The 23718-nt window shown below is 34.3% G+C and carries 20 protein-coding genes and 1 tRNA gene; 13 read left to right on the forward strand and 8 right to left on the reverse strand.

The window, feature by feature from the left end:
* Positions 1-43: 43 nt before the first annotated feature.
* From AC1DY0_RS02955 to AC1DY0_RS02970, 4 genes are read right to left on the reverse strand one after another with little or no spacing between them, the layout of a single operon-like run.
* Entirely contained in the window at positions 44-388 is a 345-nt protein-coding gene (locus AC1DY0_RS02955) for a HopJ type III effector protein (protein ID WP_477187187.1), read from the reverse strand.
* 10 nt (positions 389-398) lie between these two features.
* On the reverse strand, positions 399-1115 hold the full coding sequence (gene rsmI, locus AC1DY0_RS02960) for a 16S rRNA (cytidine(1402)-2'-O)-methyltransferase (RefSeq protein ID WP_477187188.1): 717 nt from the start codon (positions 1113-1115) through the stop codon (positions 399-401).
* Positions 1116-1125: 10 nt separating this feature from the next.
* Complete coding sequence (locus AC1DY0_RS02965; RefSeq protein ID WP_477187189.1) at positions 1126-2292, reverse strand: leucine-rich repeat domain-containing protein; 1167 nt, start codon at positions 2290-2292, stop codon at positions 1126-1128.
* A 53-nt stretch (positions 2293-2345) separates the two neighbouring features.
* Entirely contained in the window at positions 2346-3344 is a 999-nt protein-coding gene (locus AC1DY0_RS02970) for a hypothetical protein (protein ID WP_477187190.1), read from the reverse strand.
* A gap of 234 nt (positions 3345-3578) precedes the next feature.
* Here AC1DY0_RS02970 and AC1DY0_RS02975 point away from each other — a divergent pair, with 234 nt between their 5' ends.
* The 7 genes from AC1DY0_RS02975 to AC1DY0_RS03005 all read left to right on the forward strand — a co-directional run bounded on the left by AC1DY0_RS02975 (position 3579) and on the right by AC1DY0_RS03005 (position 14360).
* The gene (locus tag AC1DY0_RS02975) at positions 3579-4199 is read left to right on the forward strand and encodes a thymidine kinase (RefSeq protein WP_477187191.1); all 621 of its coding nucleotides are present in this window, start codon (positions 3579-3581) and stop codon (positions 4197-4199) included.
* A 2-nt stretch (positions 4200-4201) separates the two neighbouring features.
* Complete coding sequence (locus AC1DY0_RS02980) at positions 4202-6649, forward strand: bifunctional UDP-N-acetylmuramoyl-tripeptide:D-alanyl-D-alanine ligase/alanine racemase (RefSeq protein WP_477187192.1); 2448 nt, start codon at positions 4202-4204, stop codon at positions 6647-6649.
* 65 nt (positions 6650-6714) lie between these two features.
* Complete coding sequence (mscL, locus tag AC1DY0_RS02985; RefSeq protein WP_477187193.1) at positions 6715-7143, forward strand: large-conductance mechanosensitive channel protein MscL; 429 nt, start codon at positions 6715-6717, stop codon at positions 7141-7143.
* 264 nt (positions 7144-7407) lie between these two features.
* Complete coding sequence (locus tag AC1DY0_RS02990; protein WP_477187194.1) at positions 7408-8397, forward strand: aspartate-semialdehyde dehydrogenase; 990 nt, start codon at positions 7408-7410, stop codon at positions 8395-8397.
* An 853-nt stretch (positions 8398-9250) separates the two neighbouring features.
* Positions 9251-11458, forward strand: coding sequence for a TonB-dependent receptor (locus tag AC1DY0_RS02995; protein ID WP_477187195.1), 2208 nt, complete (start codon positions 9251-9253; stop codon positions 11456-11458).
* A 161-nt stretch (positions 11459-11619) separates the two neighbouring features.
* Positions 11620-13668: a tetratricopeptide repeat-containing sensor histidine kinase gene (locus AC1DY0_RS03000; protein ID WP_477187196.1), complete on the forward strand. Its 2049-nt coding sequence runs from the start codon at positions 11620-11622 to the stop codon at positions 13666-13668.
* Complete coding sequence (locus AC1DY0_RS03005) at positions 13665-14360, forward strand: response regulator (protein ID WP_477187197.1); 696 nt, start codon at positions 13665-13667, stop codon at positions 14358-14360. Before AC1DY0_RS03000 ends, AC1DY0_RS03005 begins: the two co-directional genes overlap by 4 nt.
* A 74-nt stretch (positions 14361-14434) precedes the next feature.
* Here AC1DY0_RS03005 and thiL read toward each other — a convergent pair whose 3' ends face one another.
* Positions 14435-15481 (reverse strand): thiamine-phosphate kinase, encoded by a 1047-nt coding sequence (gene thiL / locus AC1DY0_RS03010; RefSeq protein WP_477187198.1) that lies wholly within the window; start codon positions 15479-15481, stop codon positions 14435-14437.
* Between the two features lie 150 nt (positions 15482-15631).
* On the opposite strand from thiL, the gene AC1DY0_RS03015 reads away from it, so the two are divergent.
* On the forward strand, positions 15632-16564 hold the full coding sequence (locus AC1DY0_RS03015; protein ID WP_477187199.1) for a 1-phosphofructokinase family hexose kinase: 933 nt from the start codon (positions 15632-15634) through the stop codon (positions 16562-16564).
* 257 nt (positions 16565-16821) lie between these two features.
* On the opposite strand, the gene lepA is transcribed toward AC1DY0_RS03015, so the two are convergent.
* Complete coding sequence (gene lepA / locus AC1DY0_RS03020; RefSeq protein WP_100432924.1) at positions 16822-18618, reverse strand: translation elongation factor 4; 1797 nt, start codon at positions 18616-18618, stop codon at positions 16822-16824.
* Positions 18619-18959: 341 nt separating this feature from the next.
* Between lepA and dusB the strand changes: the two genes are divergently transcribed.
* Positions 18960-19952 carry a tRNA dihydrouridine synthase DusB gene (dusB, locus tag AC1DY0_RS03025; RefSeq protein WP_477187200.1) on the forward strand — a complete coding sequence of 331 codons (993 nt, stop codon included), beginning with the start codon at positions 18960-18962 and terminating at the stop codon, positions 19950-19952.
* Between the two features lie 58 nt (positions 19953-20010).
* A complete protein-coding gene (locus AC1DY0_RS03030; RefSeq protein WP_477187201.1) occupies positions 20011-20592 on the forward strand; it encodes a hypothetical protein in 582 nt (193 codons plus the stop codon).
* Here AC1DY0_RS03030 and AC1DY0_RS03035 read toward each other — a convergent pair.
* Together AC1DY0_RS03035 and rbfA are read right to left on the reverse strand one after the other, a co-directional pair.
* Positions 20589-21788: an ABC transporter permease gene (locus AC1DY0_RS03035; protein ID WP_477187202.1), complete on the reverse strand. Its 1200-nt coding sequence runs from the start codon at positions 21786-21788 to the stop codon at positions 20589-20591. The two genes, AC1DY0_RS03030 and AC1DY0_RS03035, sit on opposite strands and share 4 nt — an antisense overlap.
* A 3-nt stretch (positions 21789-21791) precedes the next feature.
* Entirely contained in the window at positions 21792-22184 is a 393-nt protein-coding gene (rbfA, locus tag AC1DY0_RS03040; RefSeq protein ID WP_310005602.1) for a 30S ribosome-binding factor RbfA, read from the reverse strand.
* A 266-nt stretch (positions 22185-22450) separates the two neighbouring features.
* Here rbfA and mce point away from each other — a divergent pair, with 266 nt between their 5' ends.
* From mce to AC1DY0_RS03055, 3 genes are all read left to right on the forward strand, one after another.
* Positions 22451-22852, forward strand: coding sequence for a methylmalonyl-CoA epimerase (gene mce, locus AC1DY0_RS03045; RefSeq protein WP_477187203.1), 402 nt, complete (start codon positions 22451-22453; stop codon positions 22850-22852).
* A 137-nt stretch (positions 22853-22989) separates the two neighbouring features.
* Positions 22990-23063: transfer RNA gene (locus AC1DY0_RS03050), tRNA-Ile, on the forward strand.
* 363 nt (positions 23064-23426) lie between these two features.
* Complete coding sequence (locus tag AC1DY0_RS03055) at positions 23427-23705, forward strand: hypothetical protein (protein ID WP_477187204.1); 279 nt, start codon at positions 23427-23429, stop codon at positions 23703-23705.
* Positions 23706-23718 lie beyond the last annotated feature (13 nt).

Consider the following 23718-nt stretch of genomic DNA (forward strand, 5'->3'; position numbering starts at 1 on the left):
GGCAGTATTAGGGTACTAATTTTTTGTATTTAATGAAATAAAACTATTTCAAAAGCAATGCTTCTCCTTCAAATTGTATTCCGTCCCAACCTGTTTTCATAAAGTTGCGAATGTTTTGGTGATTGGTTCCATTTGGGTCTCCCAAAGTTTCTTCAAAATAATAAGCTCCAAAACAAGCCAATGTTTCTGCAACGGATAATTTTTGCAATAGCGCGAAAGCAAATAATTTGCAAGATCCTGAGTTTTCTCCTGCGGCATTATATTGCTCTCCGTTTTTAAACGTGGTTGGCGTAAAAGTGTAGTTTTCTTCTATTGTTGCGATTGTTTCTGCAAATGTTATGGCTGTTGGAGTTTGTTTTAGTTTGTCTAAAAATGTATTAATGCTCATATTTGTGTATTTATTCTTCGTCTTTTTGAAATTTGTTTTTCTTGGCTTCTTTTACAATAGTTTTTCCTGCAACTACTACGACAATTTCACCGCGAGGGGCAGTTTTTTCAAAATGCGTCAGTACTTCGCGAGCAGTTCCCCGAACATTTTCTTCGTGTAGTTTTGATAATTCCCTGCAAACACAAATAGTGCGGTCTTCGCTAAAATAGGTAATGAATTCGGCTAAAGTTTTGACCAATTTATGAGGGGAAACATACAGAATCATCGTGCGAGTTTCCTCGGCAAGTTCCATATAGCGGGTTTGTCTTCCTTTTTTTTCCGGAAGGAAACCTTCAAAAACGAATTTGTCATTGGGTAATCCGCTATTGACAAGAGCAGGAACAAAAGCCGTTGCTCCAGGCAAACATTCTACTGCAATTCCGTTTTCGATACAGGCACGGGTTAGCAAAAATCCGGGGTCTGAAATTGCTGGTGTTCCTGCATCAGAAATTAATGCAATGGTTTCGCCTGCTTTCAATCTCGAAATCAAATTCTCGATTGTTTTGTGTTCGTTATGCATATGATGGCTGTGCATATGTGTGCCAATCTCAAAATGCTTGAGCAATTTACCGCTCGTTCTAGTGTCCTCGGCAAGGATTAAATCTACTTCTTTAAGAATCCTAATGGCTCGAAAAGTCATGTCTTCGAGGTTGCCAATAGGAGTAGGGACTATATATAATTTTGACATTTTTTTTAAATTAAAAACAATTTGTGGTTACTTGACAATTATATCCATATGTATTAATTAAATTTTTAACATATTCAAGTTCAGTTGGGTTACAACAAATTGAATTTAAATTTGGATTTAAATAAAATGAATAACTAATCGTTGAGCCATTACCAGTACCAATAGTTTTAACAATCAAGTATTCTAATTTATTTGAATAGCAATTTAAATTCGTTAATAGGGGGCAATCACGCGCATCTAAAGTTTTTAATTGGTTAAAAGAACAGTCAATATTGTTTAGTTCTTTTAATCCCTTTAAATTCAATGATGATAATTGGTTTCCATTGCAATCAAGAGAATTCATTTTTGTACAATTATCAATTATTAATTCTGTTATAGCATTATGATTGCAATCTAACCATCCTAGGTTTGTACAATTGGAAGTTTTTAATTTCGTTATTTTATTTGAACTACATTGTAAATCATAAATGATTTTTAAGTCGCTAATGTCTAATGAAGTTAATGAATTATAATTCACACTTAAATATTCCAAATTAGCTAAATGTTTTACTGATAGTGTGGTTAATAAATTATTGTCACCAGTTATATATTTTATTTTATCAGAATTCTCAATGTTTAAGTCGCTAATTTTATTACTCTCAAATCTTACTATTTCTAATTTTGGTAATGATTTCAAATTTAGAGATGTTAATTGATTGCCATAGCATAAAAGTTCTTGCAGATTGTTTAAACCTTGTACGTTTAAATTTGTAATTTTATTAGAATGGCAATATAAAATTTCTAATTTTTTAAAACTAGAAACATCTAGGCTACCAATACTGTTATAGCCACAGTATAATCTTTTAAGATTAGGAAATGATTGTAAACCTTCTAAATTCGTAATATTTGCACTTTGAAGATCTAAAGCACTAACATTTTCGGCTTCACAAACTTGAATAATCCCGTCATCATTTGTATCAATTTTAAATTGAAAACCTTGTAAATTTGTGGCTATAGAGTTAATGTCATTTTTTGATGATAACAGTTTTGCTTTAAAATTGGTGTCAGGTATGTTAACTATTTGTTTGCAATCTGGATCGGTGTTTATGTTTTTAGATTCATCTTCATTTGAATTAGAACAACTTGAGATTATTAAACTAAAACAGCATAAGAAATAAATAAGTGGTTTGATGCTCATTTTAAGGTAAATTTGGGTTTGAAATGCGATATAATAAATTGGTTAAGAACGGATTAAAATGATAAGAATTTTTTCTCTATGATTTCCATAAAACGATGTTCGTAATCTTCTTTTCCTTCCCAATTATTGTAATCTGGTTTTACCATTTCGTCAATAAAAGTTTTGGTTTCTACAAAAGTATCAAATGTGATGAGTTGATTCACTACACGATTGTAATCCTCATTGTTTCCACCAAAAAGATGTTTAACAAAAGCAATTCGATCGTTCAATCCAATATTGATTTCTTTTGCTAATTTGTCATTTAGGGTAATAGTTTTAGGTTCTGCTTTTTCTATTATCGTTTGTGGAGCATCTGAAATGGATTCTTTTTGAAAATCAAAAGAAGGAGTTGGTTGAGTAGAATCAGATTCTTGTTTTTTATCAGAAGGAGATACTTTTACAAAATCAGGGTCAGAATATTTACCACCAAGTAAATCATCAAAAGATATTTGGACTATTCCCTTTTTCTTAGTTGATTCTGGTTTTGCAGTTTCTATTGGCTCAACAATTGATGCGGCAATTGGTTCAATTTCTGTTTCTTCCAAAACAAACATTGGCTTCTCAATTAAAGTATCTTCTTCTGTTTCTTCTTCTACAGCCAAAGGTTCAGCAATAATTGAAGCAGGAACTTCTTCGCTTGCTGCAATGACTTCTTCCAATTCAATTTTATTCTCTTCTTCCTTTTTTTCTTCGGCTTCAATAGGGCTGATAGTTTTGTTCTCAATAATTTCAACTATAGGATTTTCCTCTAAAGCGGTTTTGATACTTGGAGATTTTGTTTGAAATTCGGGAACTGCAATATTTTCGAAAAATTCTTTCATTTTTTCGACAACTTCAGCTTGGCCAATGGTAGGCTTTGACTCTCCAAAATGCTCTTCCACAAATCGTAAAACTGCTAATTTTTCATATAATTTTTGTGTTTCCAAAAAAAGCTGATTGATGTCAGATTTATTTTTAAGTTGTAAAATTCTATGAGCAATGCTGATTAAGTCGGCTTCCAATTTTTTTTTCATGGCTTCTGAAATTATAATGAATATGGCTTTATATAAAATTGTTCTTTGTTTGTAATAGCTGGCGAGGGATGAATTTTTTTTTTGTTATTTATTATCTAAATAAGACCTTTCAAATTTCCGATTTGATAAAAATTATCTACTTTTGAAACGAGGTAAAATTGAGTTTACCCATGCAATTTATTACCGTTACAAAGTAATAAAAACTATTCATTTTTTAAGCTAGAAAAATACAAAATGTTTCTCGAAAACACAGTAAATCATAAAGAGCAGTTTGGGTGGATTGAAGTCATTTGCGGTTCTATGTTTTCGGGCAAAACCGAAGAACTTATTCGCAGGCTCAAAAGAGCACAATTTGCCAAACAAAAAGTAGAGATTTTCAAACCCGCAATTGATACTAGATATCATGAGGAAATGGTGGTGTCACACGACAGTAATGAAATTCGCTCCACGCCCGTTCCTGCAGCGGCCAATATTGCTATTTTGGCATTAGGCTGTGATGTGGTTGGGATTGATGAAGCACAGTTTTTTGATGACGAAATTGTAACGATTTGCAACGATCTTGCTAATCAGGGGATTCGTGTAATTGTAGCTGGTTTGGATATGGATTTCAAGGGTAATCCTTTTGGTCCTATGCCTGCGCTTATGGCCACAGCCGAGTACGTTACCAAAGTGCATGCGGTGTGTACACGAACAGGAAATCTAGCCAATTATAGTTTTCGAAAGACGGATAATGATAAACTCGTAATGCTTGGTGAAACTGAGGAATATGAACCATTGAGTCGCGCTGCCTATTATCACGCGATGAGGAAAGATGACAAAAACAGCGAGAGTCATAAACCCAATAATAAAGACTAAGATTGAATTTAAATATTGTAAATATTGAAACTGTCCTAAATTCGAAATGGAATGGAAATCCGACAGGAGAATCTATTGATAACATTTCTATTGACAGTCGTTCTTTGCAAAACAATGAAAAAACACTTTTTTTTGCATTAGTAGGATCCAATCACGACGCTCACATATACCTAAAAGATTTAATTGGTAAAGGCGTTCGCAATTTTGTGGTAACGCACATTCCCAATGGTCTTGAATCAAAAGCCAATTTTTTGGTTGTTAAAAATACTTTAGAAGCTTTACAACAAATCGCTGCCCATTACCGAAGCCTTTTTTCGTTTCCAATTATTGGAGTGACAGGAAGCAACGGCAAAACAATCGTAAAAGAATGGCTCAATTTTCTGTTGAGTCCTGACTATAATATTATCCGAAGTCCTAAAAGTTATAACTCTCAAGTTGGCGTTCCTTTGTCGGTACTTGCTATTAATGAGAAACACAATCTAGGCATTTTTGAAGCTGGAATTTCGACCGTTTCAGAAATGGAGAAACTAGAGAAAATCATTCATCCAACAATTGGAATCTTAACGAATATCGGTTCTGCCCACGATGAAGGTTTTAAAAATCTTGAAGAAAAAGTCAAAGAAAAAATGCTACTTTTCAAAGATTCGGAAGTAGTGATTTTTCAAAAAAATATTAACGTAGAGAAATTTATTCTTCCAAAAACTAAAACTATTTCTTGGTCTTTTACAGATTCAACTGCGACTGTTTTTGTTTCCAAAAAAGAACACACACACGAACATACAGATATTGAATATACCTATAAAGAGAATGTTTTAACCTTGAAAATTCCTTTTGTAGATGATGCTTCGGTCGAAAATGTTATTACTTGTTTATCGGTCTTATTGCATTTGGAATACGATGCCAAAACCATTCAAAGCCGAATCGAATTATTGTATCCAATAGAAATGCGTTTGAAAGTAAAAAAAGGAATCAATAATTGTAGTCTTATCGATGACAGTTATAGTTCCGATTTTCAATCTTTAAAAATAGCGTTGGATTTTCTCGAAAGTCAAAAACAACATCAGAAAAAAACGGTAGTGCTTTCGGATATTTTTCAAAGCGGATTATCCAATGAAGTATTATATTCTAAAGTAGCAGAGTTGATTATTTCTAATGATATCAGCCGTTTTATTGGAATAGGCGAAACGATTTCAACATTGGAAACAAAACTTCCGAATGCTATTTTTTTTAAGGACACCAACGAGTTTTTATTGCATTTGGATCAATTGAATTTTGAAAATGAAACCATACTGATTAAAGGTGCGAGATCTTTTCGGTTCGAAGAAATCGTGGCGGCATTTGCAGAGAAAACACACGAAACAGTTCTTGAAATCAATCTGAATTCGATTAGTCATAATTTTAATTTCTTCAAATCAAAATTAAAGACCACCACCAAAATGATGGCGATGGTCAAAGCGTTTGGTTATGGAAGCGGAGGATTTGAAATTGCGAAATTACTGGAACACCACAAAGTAGATTATTTGGGAGTGGCTTTCGCCGATGAGGGAATCTCGTTAAAAACAGCGGGTATAAAATTACCCATTATGGTTTTGAATCCAGAAAACACCAGTTTCCCAGCTATAATTCAGCACCAATTAGAACCTGAAATTTATAGTTTGAAAGGACTGAATGCGTTCTTGAAAATTGCCGAACAAAAGAAATTAAAAGATTTTCCTATTCATATTAAAATGGATACCGGAATGCATCGTTTAGGTTTTGAGGCGAATACAATTGATGATTTAATAGCCACTCTGAAAGGAAACTCAACAGTCAAAGTGCAGAGTATTTTATCACATTTGGCCACAAGTGATGATTTGCAACATAAAGATTTTGTACAGTATCAAATTAATTTATTCGAGAAATTATCTTCAAAATTAATGAGCGAATTGGAGATTACTCCCATTCGTCATATTTTAAATACTTCAGGCATTAGTAATTTTCCACAGGCACAATACGATATGGTTCGTTTAGGGATTGGTCTTTATGGTGTTTCCAATGATTCAGAAGAACAAAAATATCTTGAAAATGTAGGGACTTTAAAATCTATTATTTCCCAAATCAGAACAATTCAATCAGGAGAAAGTGTTGGCTATGGCAGACGATTTGTGGCAAGCAGAGAATCGAAAATTGCCACAATTCCTATTGGTTATGCTGATGGAATTGCCAGAAGTTGGGGGAATGGAATTGGATTTGTTACGATTAAGAACAAAAAAGCAAGTATTTTAGGAAGCGTTTGTATGGATATGTTAATGGTTGATGTGACCGAGATTGAGTGTAAAGAAGGAGATGCCGTAGTGATTTTTGGAGAAAGCCCAACAGTATCTTATATGGCGGAACAATTGAAAACAATCCCTTATGAAATCCTTACAAGTATTTCTCAACGGGTAAAACGTGTTTTTTATAGAGAATAATAGTAATTTATTTCCCAAAAATAATTATATTCGTTACATTATAAACTAACCAAAATCAATACATTATGGGATTTATTAGTGATTTCAAAGCTTTTTTGATGAAAGGCGAAATAGTGAATTTGGCAACAGCCGTAATCGTTGGGGGCGCTTTTGGAAAAATTGTCACCTCTTTTACAAATGACGTTTTGATGCCACCAATTGGACTACTATTAGGAAAGGTAGATTTTAAAAACCTAAAAGTTGTTCTTCAGGACGGTGTTCCTGCTGTTATGGAAAATGGTGCGGAAAAAGCTCCGGCAATTGCAGAAGTTGCTATTAATTACGGTGCTTTTATTCAGACTGTTTTTGATTTTGTAATCATTGGTTTTTGTATTTTTATGGTACTTAAAGCCTATGAAAAAACCAAAAAACAAGAAGTTCCAGTTGAAGCTCCACCTGCAGGACCAACACAGGAAGAATTGCTTACTCAAATTAGAGATTTGCTAAAAAAATAGACTCTAAGTGGCTAAGATTCTAAGTTTAAAAAAATACTGTTAATTCAAATCTTAGACACTTAGATTCTCAGAATCTCAGTAACTCAAAAAAATACCGCTCTACACTATATATTCTAACTAAACCACTCTATAAATGGGTGGTTTTTCTATTTTGTTCAATTTATAACAATTTGTTAATTTTTGTGAATGCGCTTGTTATGTTTTGAATATTACATACTTTTGTACTTCAAAAATAAAATATACACATATAATAATATAGTTACGATGAGAATAGCAGTTGTAGGAGCTACCGGAATGGTTGGCGAAATAATGTTGAAAGTATTGGCAGAAAGAAATTTTCCTGTAACCGAATTAATTCCAGTTGCTTCTGAGAAATCAGTTGGAAAAGAAATTGAATTTCAAGGAAAAAAATACAAGGTAGTAGGAATGCAAACAGCCGTTGATATGAAAGCGGATATTGCATTATTTTCTGCTGGTGGAGGAACATCATTAGAATGGGCTCCGAAATTTGCTGCTGCAGGAACTACAGTTATTGACAATTCATCAGCTTGGAGAATGGATCCGACCAAAAAATTAATTGTTCCGGAAATCAATGCAAATCAATTGACAAAAGAAGATAAAATCATTGCAAACCCAAACTGTTCGACTATTCAAATGGTATTGGCTTTGGCTCCATTGCATAAAAAATACAACGTAAAACGTGTAATCGTTTCTACTTACCAATCCATTACAGGAACTGGTGTAAAAGCAGTTCAACAATTCGAAAACGAGGTTGCTGGAGTAAAAGGTGATATGGTTTACAAATACGAAATCAACCGTAACTGTATTCCTCAATGTGATGTTTTTGAAGATAACGGATACACAAAAGAAGAGATGAAATTGGTTAAAGAAACCAAGAAAATCTTAAGCGATGATTCAATCAAAGTGACGGCTACTGCTGTTCGTGTGCCAGTTGTTGGTGGACACAGTGAAGCTGTGAATGTTGAATTCAGCAATGATTTTGATGTAAACGATGTAAGAACTCTTTTGAGCCAAACAGATGGTGTAACGGTTCAAGACAATTTGGATACTTTTACTTATCCAATGCCAAAATATGCTGAAGGTAAAAATGATGTATTCGTTGGACGTATTCGTCGTGACGAAAGCCAAGCAAATACTTTGAATATGTGGATTGTTGCCGATAACTTGAGAAAGGGAGCAGCAACAAACACTATCCAAATTGCAGAATATCTAATCGCTGCAAAATTGGTTTAATTCATTTCAGATATTTAATACATAAGAAAACTACAACTTTAATCGGTTGTAGTTTTTTTGTTTTGTTACCTTTGCGCTGATGAAAAGGAAACAGCTCATATTAAATTTTTCTTTGGTTGTTGCGGTATTGTTCTCAATACTGTTTCAATCGGTCGACAGTATCGGCCATTTAAAGGAAAAATTTTCTGAAAAATCCTGCCATCATACCTATAATTCCAGTTCGGAGTTTACTCACCAGCATCACAGTTTTGACCATTGTTATGTTTGTCAATTCGGATTTAGCAGTTTTGTAACACCAATAAATTATTCCTATGCATTCTTCGCTGGGAATTGGAAAATACCTTATTTCTCTGCAACTACACAAAACGTTTTTTCGTTTTCGGGTAGTTTGTATTCCCATCGTGGTCCCCCAAATTTTATATAAACAACCTTGTTTATCCCTCACTTCGCAATAATCCACAGATAAATTTATCAAGGAGCGAAAGAATAGGCTTTATCAGTAAACATCGTTCCTGCTGTCCGCTATATCTTTTATTACCCTGTCAGGGTTCAAAACCCTGACAGGGTAATAAAAGGATGCCGCTTCCATCAGGGCTAAAAAGCCAGCAATAGTTCATTTTTGGAAGTATAGCCTAGCGTTGTATTTCCTGCAAGGTTTTTTTCAACCTTGTAGGTATGAATGCTGACAACAAAAGACCTAGGAGGTCTCGAAAAAGGCCTTGCAGGATATATAAAACATAACTAATTATTGAATAATAGAACTCGAAAACAGTTCTGTTACCCATAAAAAACAGTTCCAATCCCACTTTACTTTTCAAAGGGAATTGATTGGAAATACAATTATTCAAATGATATGAAACAATATATTTTAGCTCTATTTTTAGGGCTTACCACTTTTTTACAAGCACAAAACTCCATAAGCGGAAAGGTAACAGACTCCAAAAACAATCCTTTGGCAGGTATTCTAGTTGAGGCATCCGAATTGCATAAATCAACGAAAACTGATCAAAACGGTATATATACTTTAACTGAACTCCCAAGTGGAGATTTAACCCTTGTGTTTTCATACGTAGGATTTGCAACCCAAGATAAAAAGATTGAAAAAGTTCAAAATGCCCCAACGCTTGATGTCGTTATGGACGAATTGGCTTTTCAGATGGATGAGGTTATTGTGTCAACTCCTTTCTCCAAATTGCAATCACAAAATGTAATGAAAGTAGACCGAGAAAGTGTCAAATCAATGCAAGAAAAGGGGAGTGCTACTTTGATTGAAGGCTTGGCCACGATTCCTGGAGTTTCACAAGTTTCTACAGGAACGTCAATCGGGAAACCAGTAATTCGAGGATTGAGTGGAAACCGAGTTTTGGTGTATACACAAGGCGTTCGATTAGAAAATCAACAGTTTGGAGACGAACACGGCTTGGGATTGAACGATTCCGGGGTAGAAAATGTTGAGGTTATAAAAGGCCCAGCATCTTTGCTTTATGGTTCTGATGCATTGGGAGGGGTTTTGTTTTTTAATCCCGAAAAATTTGCTTTGGCTAATACTTTTCAAGGGGATTTTGGACAAAGATTGTTTTCGAATACTCTTGGAGCCAGCACAACTTTGGGCTTGAAAACCTCTACCGATAATTGGAAATATTTGATACGCGGTGCTTATAATACCCAATCCGATTATAAAATTCCGGATGGTAATCGTGTGACTAACACTCGTTTTCAAGAAATGGATTTCAAAGCAGGAATAGGGTATAGCAATGCCAAGTTTTCGAGTGTTTTGAGATATAACTATAACAATCTGGATGTTGGAATTCCCGAAGATGGAATTGCAGACCAAACTACAACCAAGAAAACTGCCTATCCTAAACAAGGTGTTTTCAATAATTTACTCTCTTTGAATAACACGCTGTTTTTTAGCGATTCAAAATTGGATGTGAATCTGGGTTATATCAAGAATGACCGAAGTGAGTATGAAGATAGTAATGTTGCTGTTTTGCATATGATTTTAAACACATTTGATTATAATGTGAAATACTATTTGCCGAAGCTTGGTAAAGTAGAAACCATTTTTGGTATTCAAGGAATGTCACAAGAAAATAAAAATCTAGCCGATGAATTTTTAATTCCAAATGCGACGACAAATGATTTTGGTGTTTTTGGAACTGGGATTTACAATTGGGGAGTTAATTCATTGCAAGGAGGACTTCGCTTTGATTATAGACACTTAGTTTCCGAAGAACACGGAGTTGTTGGCGCAGAAGGATATTTTGAAGCACTTGATAAAAACTATGACAGCTTTAATGCCTCATTGGGATATAAGACTAATTTTGCCAAAGATCTATCTTTCCGATTGAATGCAGCAACAGGTTTCAGGGCACCGAATTTAGCTGAGCTATCTTCGAATGGTGTTCACGAGGGAACTTTTCGTTATGAAGTAGGGAATCCTAATTTAAAAACGGAGCAAAACCTACAAACCGATTTAGATTTGGAATATAAAAGCACCCATTTTGAGTTTAGTGTGAGTGGTTTTTACAATCATATTAACGATTACATTTATTCGTCACCATCTGGAGCAGAAATTGAAGGATTTAAGGTCTATGATTATATTCAAAATAATGCCAATTTGTATGGAGGAGAAGTTGCGTTGCATATTCATCCGCATCCTTTGGATTGGCTGCATTTTGAAACTAGTTTTGAAACCGTTACTGGAAAGTTACAGAATGGAGGTTATTTGCCTCAAATTCCCGCTAACAATTGGGACAACACCCTAAAAACCGATTTTGTAATTGGGAAATGGCTTGAGGATGCTTTTGCTACTTTAAATGTTTCGACCACTTTCAGTCAGGACAAAGTAAGTGGCTTTGATATTTCTTCAGATGGTTATACGTTGTTGAATATGGGTTTTGGAGGTAAAGTAAAGCTTGGTAAAACTGCTTTTGACCTAAACCTGAATGGGAATAACTTATTGAATAAGACTTACATTCCTCATTTGTCTCGTTTAGCTACTTCGGGAATACCCAATCTGGGAAGAAATTTTGTTTTAGGAGTTGCTTTTAAATTCTAAGTTTAAATTTTTTCAAAATAATAACCCCCAATAGGAAATAGTTATTGGGCTTTACGTTAAACTTTTTTTACTTTGTTATTTTTAAATAAGGCTCTCATTATTTGGGAGTCTTTTTTTATATGAAAAGTTTTAGTATTTTTGATTGAAATCAAAACCTACTATTGAAAAAAAATTGCTACATATTATTTTTCTTTTTAGCTTTTTTCATTGGTTGTACCAATAATAAAAGCAATAAAAAAAATTCGGCATCTTCAGAAGATAGCTTGTCTACTTATCTTACTTTAGCAAATGACGAGCATTTGCCCTATGTTTTCAAAAAAAAATACAATCAAAAGGCATTATCCATCATCCTGAATCAGAAAGATGATTCAATTAATAAAGTCAATCTCTTTAAAGTTGCCAACCGCTATTATAATATGAATGATTGGCAAGGTTATCATGAAACTTCCAATCTTATTTTAGAACGTTCTAGAAATAATGGCGATTTTGCTAATATGGCCAAAGCCTATACTTATTTAGGGGATTATTATAGTGCCAAAGATATTTCGGATAGTGCCTTTTATTGCTATTTTAAAGCTGAGAAGCTTTACCTTAAAACCAACAATAATTACAACCTTGCTAAAACACGAATTAGTAAAGCCAACTTACGATACAATGAAAATGATCTTTTTGACAGCGAAATAACAGTTTTTAAAGCGTTACGAGTTTTGAAAGGAGAAAATGCAAATGATTTACTATATGAATCCTACAATCTTTTGGGGATTTTATACAATGAAAGAGAAGAATACAGTAGAGCATTAGAATACCATAATAAAGCATTGGCTATTATTGATAATCAATCTATTCCATTAGTATTACAGTTCAAAGCTTCTTCCTTAAATAATATGGGCTATGTGTACTTGAATTTGAAAAATTACAAGCAGGCCAAAAAATATTTTGAGAAAGGATTAAAAGAGGAACATTTGTTTTTAGATAAACCCAAATTATATGCTATGTTATTAGACAATTTGGCTTATGCGAAATTTAAGCTTAAAGAATCCGATGGGTTACCAGATCAGTTTTATAGAGCATTAAAAATTAGAGACAGTTTGGATTTTACAACAGGTGTTATTATCAACAAAACTCATCTATCTGAATATTTTGCTTTCAAGAAAGATACATTAAAGGCTATTCAATATGCCAAGCAATCACTTACATTGGCACGTAGCACCAATCGATTGAGAAGTATTTTGGAAGCCCTTAAGCAAATAGAATCAGTAGATCAAAAAAATGCTTCTATTTATTCTAAAGAATACATACTCATCAATGATCGCTTACAAAAAGCAGAACGTAAAATGGGGGAAAAATTTTCCAGAATAGAGTATGAAACTGATGAAATTAAAGTAGAAAACACTAATCTGGAAGGGCAAAATAAGAAGCTTTTGTTAATTTTCGGGTCTTTTATAATCTTGGCAATATTGTTGTATACCATTAAATTACAAAAAGTTAAGCAGCGTGAATTGTTATTTAAGCAACAGCAACAACAAGCTAATGCAGAAATCTATAATTTGTTAATTAATCAACAAAACACTATTGAAATCAATAACATCAAAGAGAAAAAAAGAGTAGCAAGAGAATTACATGATGGTGTTTTAGGTAGGATGTTTGGTGTTCGGATCAATTTGGATAGTTTAAATAAAATAAAAGATGACTCTGGTATAGAAAGCAGATTAAATTATTTGACTGAACTCAAAAATATTGAACAAGATATTCGTGAAATTTCACATAACTTGAATAGAGAAAAATCAGAATTAATTAATAACTTCGTAGCAATAGTTACTAATTTATTCGAAGAACAGAAAAAAACATATTCGACTAAATTTCTTGCTCACATTGACCCAGCCATAAAGTGGGATTTGATTGATAATACAGCAAAAATTAATTTATATCGAATTCTTCAAGAATCACTTCAAAATTGTAATAAATATGCTAGTGCAACAAAGATAAAGGTAGAATTCAAAAAGGAAAATGACAATTTAGTACTGAAAATAAGTGATGATGGGGCAGGATTTAATGTCAATCGTACAAAAAAAGGTATAGGCCTGCAAAATATAAAAGTAAGGACTATAGAATGCGAGGGAACACTTGAAATAAAATCAAAAAAAGAAGAAGGCACTTTAATTATAATTACAATTCCAGTTAAAAAAACACAAAAAACAGCAATAAAATGATAGTTGATTCAAAAGTGGAAAAGTTAATTAAAAAAAATATTTTAATAGTAGATGACCATCCCTTTATAATTGACGGATATAAAAACGCCATTACCCGATACAAACCAGACCTTTACGAATATTCATTCACTCAAGGTAAGGACTGTGAGACAGGTTATAATATTATTACAAATCCAGAAACCCCTCTTTTTGACATTGCCTTTTTAGATATTAGTATGCCTGTATATGAAGAAAAAGGAATTATTTCTGGTGAGGATTTAGCCAAATTAATTATGGAATTGATGCCCAATTGCAAAATTATTTTACTCACAATGTACACTGAATTGCTTAAAATAAAGAACATAATTGAGACTATAAATCCTGCAGGACTTGTTATAAAAAATGATTTAACCTTTGATGAATTACTTTTTGGTTTTGATATTATATTGAAAAATGAAATCTATTACAGTCACTCTGTAATTAAAATGGCCAAACAAATCAATAATGATTTTGAAGATATAGATCAATTTGATAAATTAATTTTATTTCATATTTCCAAAGGGACAAAAACCAAAGATATCCCACAATATATCCCTATTTCACTACATGCAATTGAAAGTAGAAAAGTAAATTTAAAAGAATTATTTAAAATTGAAGACGGAAGTGATATCGATCTGATTCAGGAAGCAAAAGTTAGAGGGATTATCTTTTAATTCACTTAATAAACAAAAAAATGACACTATCTCAGTGTCATTTTTTTGTTTAATATTTTTCAATTTTAATGTGTTTATTCACTTATTGCGTCCCAACCTCTAGCTTTCAAAGGTATTTTGGTATTGGCGCGAGTTACAAGATGTACTCCTTCACTCTCTTGAGTCATATGTCCAATAATGCTGAAATTTGGATTCCCTTTTATTTTTTCAAAATCTTCCATGGCAATAGTAAAGAGTAATTCATAATCCTCTCCACCGTTGATGGCAACTGTTGTACTGTCGATATTAAATTCTTCGCAAACATTAATAAACTGAGGATCTATAGGTAATTTATCTTCATATAAATTACAACCAACACCTGATTGTTTGCACAAATGCATAATCTCCGATGATAATCCATCGGAAATGTCAATCATAGAAGTTGGTTTTATTTCCAAAGCATGCAACAAAGTACGTACATCCTTGCGGGCTTCCGGTTTCAATTGACGCTCAATTAAATAAGTATAGGCATCCAAATCGGGTTGCGAATTCGGGTTAACCTGGAAAACTTGTTTTTCTCTTTCCAAGACTTGTAAGCCCATATAAGCAGCTCCAATATCACCTGTAACGACCAATAAATCGGTTTGTTTTGCTCCGTTTCTATAAACAATTTCGTTTTCATCGGCCTCGCCAAGAGCAGTGATGCTAATTATTAATCCTTTTTGAGAAGAGGTTGTGTCGCCACCTATTACATCTACTTTGTATTCTTGAGCTGCATGGGCAATTCCTTCATACAATTCTTCCAATGCTTCCAGCGGAAAACGATTGGAAACCGCTATCGAAACTGTAATTTGAGTTGGTTTGGCGTTCATTGCACAAATATCCGATACATTTACCACGACGGATTTGTAGCCTAAATGCTTTAAGGGCATGTATGCCAAATCAAAATGGACACCTTCTATCAATAAATCAGTGGAAACAACCACTTTTTTTTCTTTGAAATCCAAGACAGCTGCGTCGTCACCAATTCCTTTTAGTGTGGAAGGCTGTGTGATTTCGAAGTTTTTTGTCAAATGGTCTATTAAACCAAATTCTCCTAGTTGGGCTATGCTCGTGCGTTGTGGGGTTTTATCTTCAATCATTTTGTGTGTTTATTGCTTTTTTGGTTTTACCAAGGTTGCAAAGGTACGAAGTTGATTTGCTTTATAAATTTAAAAGAGAAGAGATTTTATAGTAGTTGTTTATGAGTGTCGGTATTTTTTTGCATCTTTAAATTCTTAAAACATCATAAAATGAACTCATTTGATATTGTTACCCTTACTGTAAATCCTGCTTTAGACAAAAGCACCCATTTTAAAGGTTTAGTTGCCGAGCAAAAAATACGCTGTTCTGAACCTCGGTTTGATGCCGGAGGTGGTGGAATCAATGTTTCCAAAGCTATTTCTCGTTTGGGTGGATCATCTTTAGCGGTGTTCACTTCGGGAGGGCCATTGGGAAAAATGCTGGAAGAATTGGTTGCCAAAGAATCCATTGCCTTTCAAGCCATTCCTATTCAAACTTGGACAAGGGAAAGCTTTGTGGCGGTGGATGAGAATACCAATTCGCAGTATCGTTTTGGTTTTACAGGAGGCGAAATAACCAATGAAGAAGAACAAGCCGTGCTTCAAGCCATAACCAACTTAAAACCAAAATTCTTGGTAGCCAGTGGTAGTCTAAACGAGGGTTTATCAGCCGAATTTTATCAAAAGGTAGCCGAAATAGCCAAGAAATCAAATTCAAAATTAATAGTGGACACTTCCGGTGAAGCCTTGAAAAAAGTATTGGAAACGGGCGCTTACCTAATTAAACCAAACGTTGGTGAATTAGCTAAACTAGTAGGCGTTGAACGACTAGAAATGGAAGAAGTCAATGAAGCCGCAAAACAAATTATTGCCAAAGGAGGAGCCGAAATTGTAGTAGTCTCACTCGGCCCGCAAGGAGCAGTTTTAGTGACCAAAGATAGTTATGAGTTTGTCCCGGCTCCCAATGTTGCCAAGAAAAGCACCGTTGGTGCCGGTGATAGTATGGTTGGCGGGATGGTTTGGGCGCTTTCGCAAAATAAAAGCTTGAAAGAAGTAATTCGTTGGGGGGTGGCCTGTGGATCTGCAGCCACAATGAATGAAGGAACACAATTATTTAAAGGTACAGATGCGCAACGATTATATGATTGGTTGAAGGATAAATAGAAATGGTTTATGACCCATTCGCGACTGTCTCATTTATACCATAGCCAACGGTTTCAACCGTTGGAGACAATGAAGAGAAATACATGGTTTCGTTAGTATATCCAACGCAACGTATCCATGGTTGAAACCTTGGGCTATAGTTGTGCTCAACAACTTGCATTTCATAAAACAAAAAACCTGATAATTTTACATCATCAGGTTTTCTCTATCATCTAAACGTCTATTCTCTATATCTATTTTCTTTCCTCTAAAAAAGATTAATCATTCAATTTCAATACCGCCATAAAAGCTTCTTGTGGAATTTCCACATTTCCTACTTGGCGCATACGTTTTTTACCTTTTTTCTGTTTTTCCAATAATTTACGTTTACGGGAAATATCTCCTCCATAACATTTTGCTGTAACGTCTTTACGTAAAGCTTTAATCGTTTCACGCGCAATGATTTTAGCACCAATAGCTGCTTGAATTGGAATATCAAATTGTTGTCTCGGAATCAACTCACGTAATTTCTCGGTCATTTTTTTACCAATATTATACGCATTGTCTTCGTGAATCAACGCAGAAAGCGCATCAACTGTTTGACCATTCAATAAAACATCCAAACGAACCAATTTTGAAGTTCTCATTCCAATTGGAGAATAATCAAATGAAGCATATCCTTTAGAAACCGTTTTCAATCTGTCGTAAAAATCAAATACAATCTCTGCCAAAGGCATATCAAAATTCAACTCTACACGCTCCGTTGTCAAATATGTTTGATTTGTAATTTGACCACGTTTTTCAATACACAAACTCATTACGTTTCCAACAAAATCAGATTTGGTAATGATAGTCGCTTTAATATAAGGTTCCTCAACTCGGTCCAGACGCGAAGGTTCTGGTAAATCTGATGGATTGTTAACTACAAAAGCATCTTCTGGATGTTTTTTGGTGTAAGCCAGATACGAAACGTTAGGAACTGTAGTAATTACAGTCATATCAAACTCACGCTCCAATCGCTCTTGAATAATCTCCATGTGCAACATTCCCAAGAATCCACAACGGAAACCAAATCCTAAAGCAGCAGAACTTTCAGGTACAAATACCAATGAAGCATCATTCAATTGCAGTTTCTCCATAGAAGAACGCAAATCCTCATAATCTTCTGTATCTACAGGATAAATCCCAGCAAATACCATTGGTTTTACATCCTCAAAACCAGTAATCATATTTGTAGTAGGCGTTTTGGCATCTGTAATCGTATCACCTACTTTTACTTCTTTGGCTTCTTTAATTCCAGAAATCAAATACCCAACATCTCCTGTCGAAATCACATTTTTAGGAACTTGATTCAATTTCAATGTTCCAACTTCATCGGCAAAATATTCATTGCCGGTAGCCATGAATTTAATTTTTTGGCCTTTTTTAATTTCTCCGTTTTTCACACGGAAAATTACTTCAATACCACGAAACGGATTGTAATGCGAATCAAATATCAAAGCCTGAAGAGGCTCGTCTTTTACTCCTTTTGGAGCTGGAATTTTTTCAATAATCGCAGCCAATATATTTTCTACACCAAAACCAGTTTTACCCGAAGCATGAATAATATCTTCCAATTTACATCCAAGCAAGTCAATAATATCATCACTTACTTCCTCTGGGTTAGCACTTGGTAAATCCACTTTGTTCAAAACAGGGATAATTTCCAAGTCATTCTCCAAAGCCAAATACAAATTAGAAATCGTCTGTGCCTGAATGCTTTGTGCAGCATCAACAATCAACAACGCACCTTCGCAAGCCGCAATAGAACGCGAAACTTCATAAGAGAAATCCACGTGACCCGGAGTATCGATCAGGTTCAAGATATATTCTTCGCCTTTATACGTATATTCCATTTGTATCGCGTGACTCTTGATTGTGATACCACGTTCACGTTCCAAGTCCATATTATCAAGCAATTGCGCCTTTTCTTCGCGAGCCGTTACTGTTTGGGTTGCCCCCAATAATCGATCCGCCAATGTACTTTTCCCATGGTCAATATGTGCAATAATGCAAAAATTCCTTATATGTTTCATCTTCTTCTGATATCAAATTTATTTGGGCGTGACCACAAGGGTCGGGCTATTCGCTACAATCTTTTCCTTTTTAAAGAAAAAAGGAAAAGGATTTCCACTTCTATCCCTCACGCAAATGCCGTAAAGCAGCAATTAATCTGCAAATATACTCTAAATTCAACAGTTTCAAAGTTTCAAAATAGGAAACTCAAGCATTTACCCAAAGTCTTTTCAAATTGTAATACATATACCTCTTAATTAGTTAGCAAATTATTCAAAATCATCTCCTTACTCATCTAATGTCATTAAGTTTTTTATCCTTTCGCTTAAAAGATGTAATTTTGCAAAAAATTTAAAGGACGATGATTAAGATTGGCAACATTATATTACCCGAATTTCCCCTACTGTTAGCACCTATGGAAGATGTGAGCGACCCTCCATTCCGCAGATTATGCAAAACACACGGCGCCGATTTAATGTACTCCGAATTTATTTCTTCCGAAGGCCTAATCCGCGACGCCATCAAAAGCCGAATGAAATTAGACATCTTCGATTATGAAAGACCAGTAGGAATTCAAATTTTTGGTGGAGACGAGGAAGCAATGGCCTTATCCTCCAAAATAGTTTCTACCGTAAACCCTGATTTAATAGATATTAATTTTGGCTGTCCTGTCAAAAAAGTTGTTTGCAAAGGTGCCGGTGCTGGCGTTTTAAAAGACGTAGATTTAATGATTCGTTTGACTCAAGCCGTTATCGATAGTACCCATTTACCTGTAACGGTAAAAACGCGTTTGGGTTGGGACGACAGCTCTATAAATATAGATGAGGTTGCCGAGCGTTTGCAGGATATTGGCGTTGCCGCTTTGAGCATCCACGCTAGAACTCGTGCCCAAATGTACAAAGGCCACTCCGACTGGTCGCATATTGCACGCGTCAAAAACAATCCAAGAATCACAATGCCAATTTTTGGAAATGGCGATATTGATTCCCCTGAAAAAGCATTGCATTACAAAAACGAATACGGTATCGACGGAATAATGATTGGTCGCGCCGCAATTGGTTATCCTTGGATATTTAACGAAATCAAACATTACTTCAAAACAGGCGAGCATTTAGCAAAACCAACCGTTGCCGATAGGGTAGAAGCAGTGCGAAATCACCTCACTTGGGCTATGGAATGGAAAGGTGAAAGACTTGGAATTGTAGAAACACGTCCTCATTATACCAATTATTTCAAAGGAATTCATTCTTTCAAAACCTACAAACAAAAATTAGTTACCCTAGACCGTCCAGAAGAATTATTCGCTGTTTTGAATGAAATCGAAGAAGCGTATGCAGATTATCAAATGGTGTAATAATTGATTCTTCTCTTTGATTTTGTAAAATAAAAATTACTTTTGCAAAAAATATAAGATGAGAAATTATTTAGTTTTAGGTTTAGTTTTAATAAGTTTTTTAGCAAAAGCACAAGAAGAAGCTTCAGTAGAAAAAAATTTATATGGTGCTCAGTTGGGTTTGCCAAGTACAGGTTTTTATTTTGAAACTCAATTACAAAGAAAAATTACACTTCGAACAGAAATAGGTTTAACATTTGCATTTTCTACGAAAGATTATGCAGATCCTGCAATTAAAGATGAAAATTCTACGCTTATTGTTCCTTATCTAACACTTGAACCAAGATGGTATTATGGTTTAGATAGACGTAAAAGACTTGGAAAAAAGACCTACAACAATTCTTCAAATTATGTTTCATTGGCAACATCCTATATTTCTACTAAAACTCCAATAATAAATAACGGTGATTTTGATGTTGTTTCAGCAATTACTTTTATTCCTAAATATGGAATTCGTAGAGCTTTTGCAAAGCATTTCAATTATGAATTTTCGGCTGGCGTGGGATATCAGTATAATATTTTTAGTAGCTCTGATGGTTGTAATTGTGATCATAACCTGATTGAAGTTGATGTTCAGGCAAGAATTGGATATGATTTTTAATCCAATAATTTCTTGCTCACTCGGCTACTCGCAATCAGCGAAGCAATAAAGCCAAGAGTAACAATAGTGGCCATAACAATCAGTACATTTTCTATTGTAAAAACCACTGGATAAGCCAGTGTAGGAGTTATCATTATCAGTTCATACTGTTGTTGTAATAATACAAACACAACACCCAACAACAAACCTATAATCCCTCCAAAAAAACTCAGTAAAACTCCTTGCAGTAAAAATATATTCCGCAGATCCTTGATAGCTGTCCCTAGATTAAAAAGGGTTTTAAGATTTCCTTTTTTATCCAAAATCATCATAATGAGCGCTCCAATCAAGTTAAAAAGTGCCACAATAATCACCAAAGTAAATATCAAATACACCGCTATATTTTCGGTGTTCAGCATTTTATACAAAGCTTCATTCAGTTGTTCTTTGTTTTTTACGGTAATTTTATTCTTGAAAATTGATTGGAGCTTCGCGATAACAGAACTTTCATCAGCACCTTGTTTTAATTTAATTTCAAGACCCGAAATCTGATCAGTTTTGTATTCTAATAATTCTTGTGCCAAACCCAAATCGGCAAACACATACTTAGAATCCAGATCTTCACTGATTGCATAAATTCCAACGGGAAAAACATCGGTTTTATTAAAAGCCTGAGCAGGATTTTCAATAGCTCCCTTGCCAGGTTTTGGAACAAAAACCTCAAAAGCATTATTGTAATCCAGCAAACCCATCGAGAATTTTTGAGCAATGCCATATCCAACAACTACCTGGTAGGTGTCTGGTTTCAGCCATTGTCCATTATAAAGTTTTTTATTATAATCACTAACAGTGTTAAAAGTAGAATCAACACCTTTAAGGAAAGTAACTTCTTGTTTTCCATTAAAAGTAAACAACACCCGCTCTTCAATAACCTTCGAAAAGGAAGCGACTCCTTCAATTGCTGCAATCTCTTTTTCCTGTTTTGGTACAACAAAAAAAGATTTCCCAAGCGTACTACTTACTTTAAGATCGGGGTCAATATCATTGGTAAACGAAAGACTAAATTCCTTCAACCCCGTAAAAACAGAGAGCACGACAAACAACGCCATTGCGCCCACAATAATCCCCATACTGGCAATACGATTAATAATATTGATAGCATTATTTTTGCTTTTGCTAAAAATATACCGCTTGGCTATGTAAAGAGGGAAATTCAAATTTTATTGAAATCTGCGTTTGTCCAACAAATCTCTATTCTCAATCGGATTTTCTTGATTTTTCAAGGCATTGTCAATCTTCTCGATATAATCCAGAGAATCATCAATAAAGAAAACCAAATTAGGTACTTTACGCAATTGCAAACGCACTCTTTGCGATAAATCGTGCTTAATCAAAGTCGAATTAGCCTTAATCCCAACTAAAGTTTCGGCCGCTTTTTCTTGGGGAAAAATACTTAAATGTACCGTCGCCACAGACAAATCTGTAGTCACCGTAACCTTGGATACTGAAATTATCAAATTTGTAATTCCATTTTTTCTCACTTCACCTTGCAAAATATCAACCAAATCTTTTTGGATAACCCCGCCTATTTTTTTCTGTCTATTTGTTTCCATAGTGCAAAAATACTATTTTTTTGAGAGACCACCTTACAAAGTCATAAACTCATAAAGTTTTTTATATTTGTTTTGTGATTTAGGAGCAGAAAATTAGGCTTTTTCAGGAGACAAAGTTCCTGCTGTCCGCTATATTCCCGATTAACAAAAACTACGGCAAAAAAGCCTTGTTTTTCTAAATCGGGAGATGCCGCTTCCATCAGGGCTAAAGAGAGACAATAGTTCTCTTTTGAAAATATTTAAAAATAATTACTACAAACAACACAATGAGAAAAATAGAACACATTGGCATTGCAGTCAAAAACCTTGAAGTATCCAACTTGTTATTCGAAAAATTATTTGGTGCACCAGCCTACAAACAAGAAGAAGTTGCCAGCGAAGGCGTAAAAACATCTTTCTTCATGAATGGCCCTAATAAGATAGAACTCCTCGAAGCCACCAATCCTGAAAGTCCCATAGCCAAGTTCCTTGAGAAAAAAGGAGAAGGAATCCATCACATTGCCTTTGATGTAGAAGACATTCTCTCCGAAATCGAACGTCTCAAATCAGAAGGATTTACAGTCTTAAATGAAATTCCAAAAAAAGGAGCCGACAATAAGTTGGTCGCTTTTTTACACCCAAAAGGTACTAATGGAGTTCTAATTGAATTATGTCAAGAAATAAAATAAAAAAATATATAATTTAGTCGATTCATAATCAGTCGTTTTCGAAATAGATTTCGGCGAACCACTAAACTGTCGAAAAATCTACTCTTAAAATGCTTGTAGCAATAAAAAAAATGTAGTAATATTGCAAACTCTTAACCGGTCCTATAGCTCAGCTGGTTAGAGCACCTGACTCATAATCAGGTGGTCCCTGGTTCGAGCCCAGGTGGGACCACTAGTAAAATAAGCCTTTGCAGCAATGTAGAGGCTTTTTTTTTTGACACAATAATTTTTTTCTTGTTTTAATCCAAACAATTCTATAGGTGTTGAGTTTTATGGTTAGTAGTTAAAAAAAAGCAGTAACTTAGTTGTATTGTTGTGAAAATTGTAAATTAAGGAATTTTTATTTTATAAGAATTTAGCTTCGTATGATTTGCAAAAGCACATTTTAACGTTAAAAAAAGCACTTAGTACAAATAAGATTTGCTCTGCAGTAAATATATGTATAGTTTTGCAAACGTTTGTTATTAGGGTTCGGAGTTTTAGATCAGAAGATCTTGTTGTTAAATGAAAATGATTTATTACTTTTTATAAAACTATGAAAATTATCAAAAATAAATTCTTTATCTGTATTTTGCTCCTTCTCATGAGTGTAGATGGATATTCTGGTGCTTCAGGTCCTAATCAGCCGAGTGTAAATCAAACGGCAGATCTTGATTGTGGTGTGGATGAGAACGGAGATCCTATACCGTGCCCTGATCCAGATCCGGGTGATGGACCTATAGATGAAAACTTAGCTCTGTTAGCATTGTCGGGAGCGTTATTCGGTATATTTGTCATGTATAAAAATAATCAAAACAAAAAAAGACCTGTTTAAAGGTCTTTTTTTT

Source organism: Flavobacterium sp. P1_E4 (assembly GCF_056405915.1).

Excerpts from the sequence above, each read along its gene's own strand:
- AC1DY0_RS02955 (WP_477187187.1), bottom strand. The coding sequence starts at position 388 with ATGAGCATTAATACATTTTTAGACAAACTAAAACAAACTCCAACAGCC.
- rsmI (WP_477187188.1), bottom strand. The coding sequence starts at position 1,115 with ATGTCAAAATTATATATAGTCCCTACTCCTATTGGCAACCTCGAAGAC.
- AC1DY0_RS02965 (WP_477187189.1), bottom strand. The coding sequence starts at position 2,292 with ATGAGCATCAAACCACTTATTTATTTCTTATGCTGTTTTAGTTTAATA.
- AC1DY0_RS02970 (WP_477187190.1), bottom strand. The coding sequence starts at position 3,344 with ATGAAAAAAAAATTGGAAGCCGACTTAATCAGCATTGCTCATAGAATT.
- AC1DY0_RS02975 (WP_477187191.1), top strand. The coding sequence starts at position 3,579 with ATGTTTCTCGAAAACACAGTAAATCATAAAGAGCAGTTTGGGTGGATT.
- mscL (WP_477187193.1), top strand. The coding sequence starts at position 6,715 with ATGGGATTTATTAGTGATTTCAAAGCTTTTTTGATGAAAGGCGAAATA.
- AC1DY0_RS02990 (WP_477187194.1), top strand. The coding sequence starts at position 7,408 with ATGAGAATAGCAGTTGTAGGAGCTACCGGAATGGTTGGCGAAATAATG.
- AC1DY0_RS02995 (WP_477187195.1), top strand. The coding sequence starts at position 9,251 with ATGAAACAATATATTTTAGCTCTATTTTTAGGGCTTACCACTTTTTTA.
- AC1DY0_RS03005 (WP_477187197.1), top strand. The coding sequence starts at position 13,665 with ATGATAGTTGATTCAAAAGTGGAAAAGTTAATTAAAAAAAATATTTTA.
- thiL (WP_477187198.1), bottom strand. The coding sequence starts at position 15,481 with ATGATTGAAGATAAAACCCCACAACGCACGAGCATAGCCCAACTAGGA.
- AC1DY0_RS03015 (WP_477187199.1), top strand. The coding sequence starts at position 15,632 with ATGAACTCATTTGATATTGTTACCCTTACTGTAAATCCTGCTTTAGAC.
- lepA (WP_100432924.1), bottom strand. The coding sequence starts at position 18,618 with ATGAAACATATAAGGAATTTTTGCATTATTGCACATATTGACCATGGG.
- dusB (WP_477187200.1), top strand. The coding sequence starts at position 18,960 with ATGATTAAGATTGGCAACATTATATTACCCGAATTTCCCCTACTGTTA.
- AC1DY0_RS03030 (WP_477187201.1), top strand. The coding sequence starts at position 20,011 with ATGAGAAATTATTTAGTTTTAGGTTTAGTTTTAATAAGTTTTTTAGCA.
- rbfA (WP_310005602.1), bottom strand. The coding sequence starts at position 22,184 with ATGGAAACAAATAGACAGAAAAAAATAGGCGGGGTTATCCAAAAAGAT.
- mce (WP_477187203.1), top strand. The coding sequence starts at position 22,451 with ATGAGAAAAATAGAACACATTGGCATTGCAGTCAAAAACCTTGAAGTA.
- AC1DY0_RS03055 (WP_477187204.1), top strand. The coding sequence starts at position 23,427 with ATGAAAATTATCAAAAATAAATTCTTTATCTGTATTTTGCTCCTTCTC.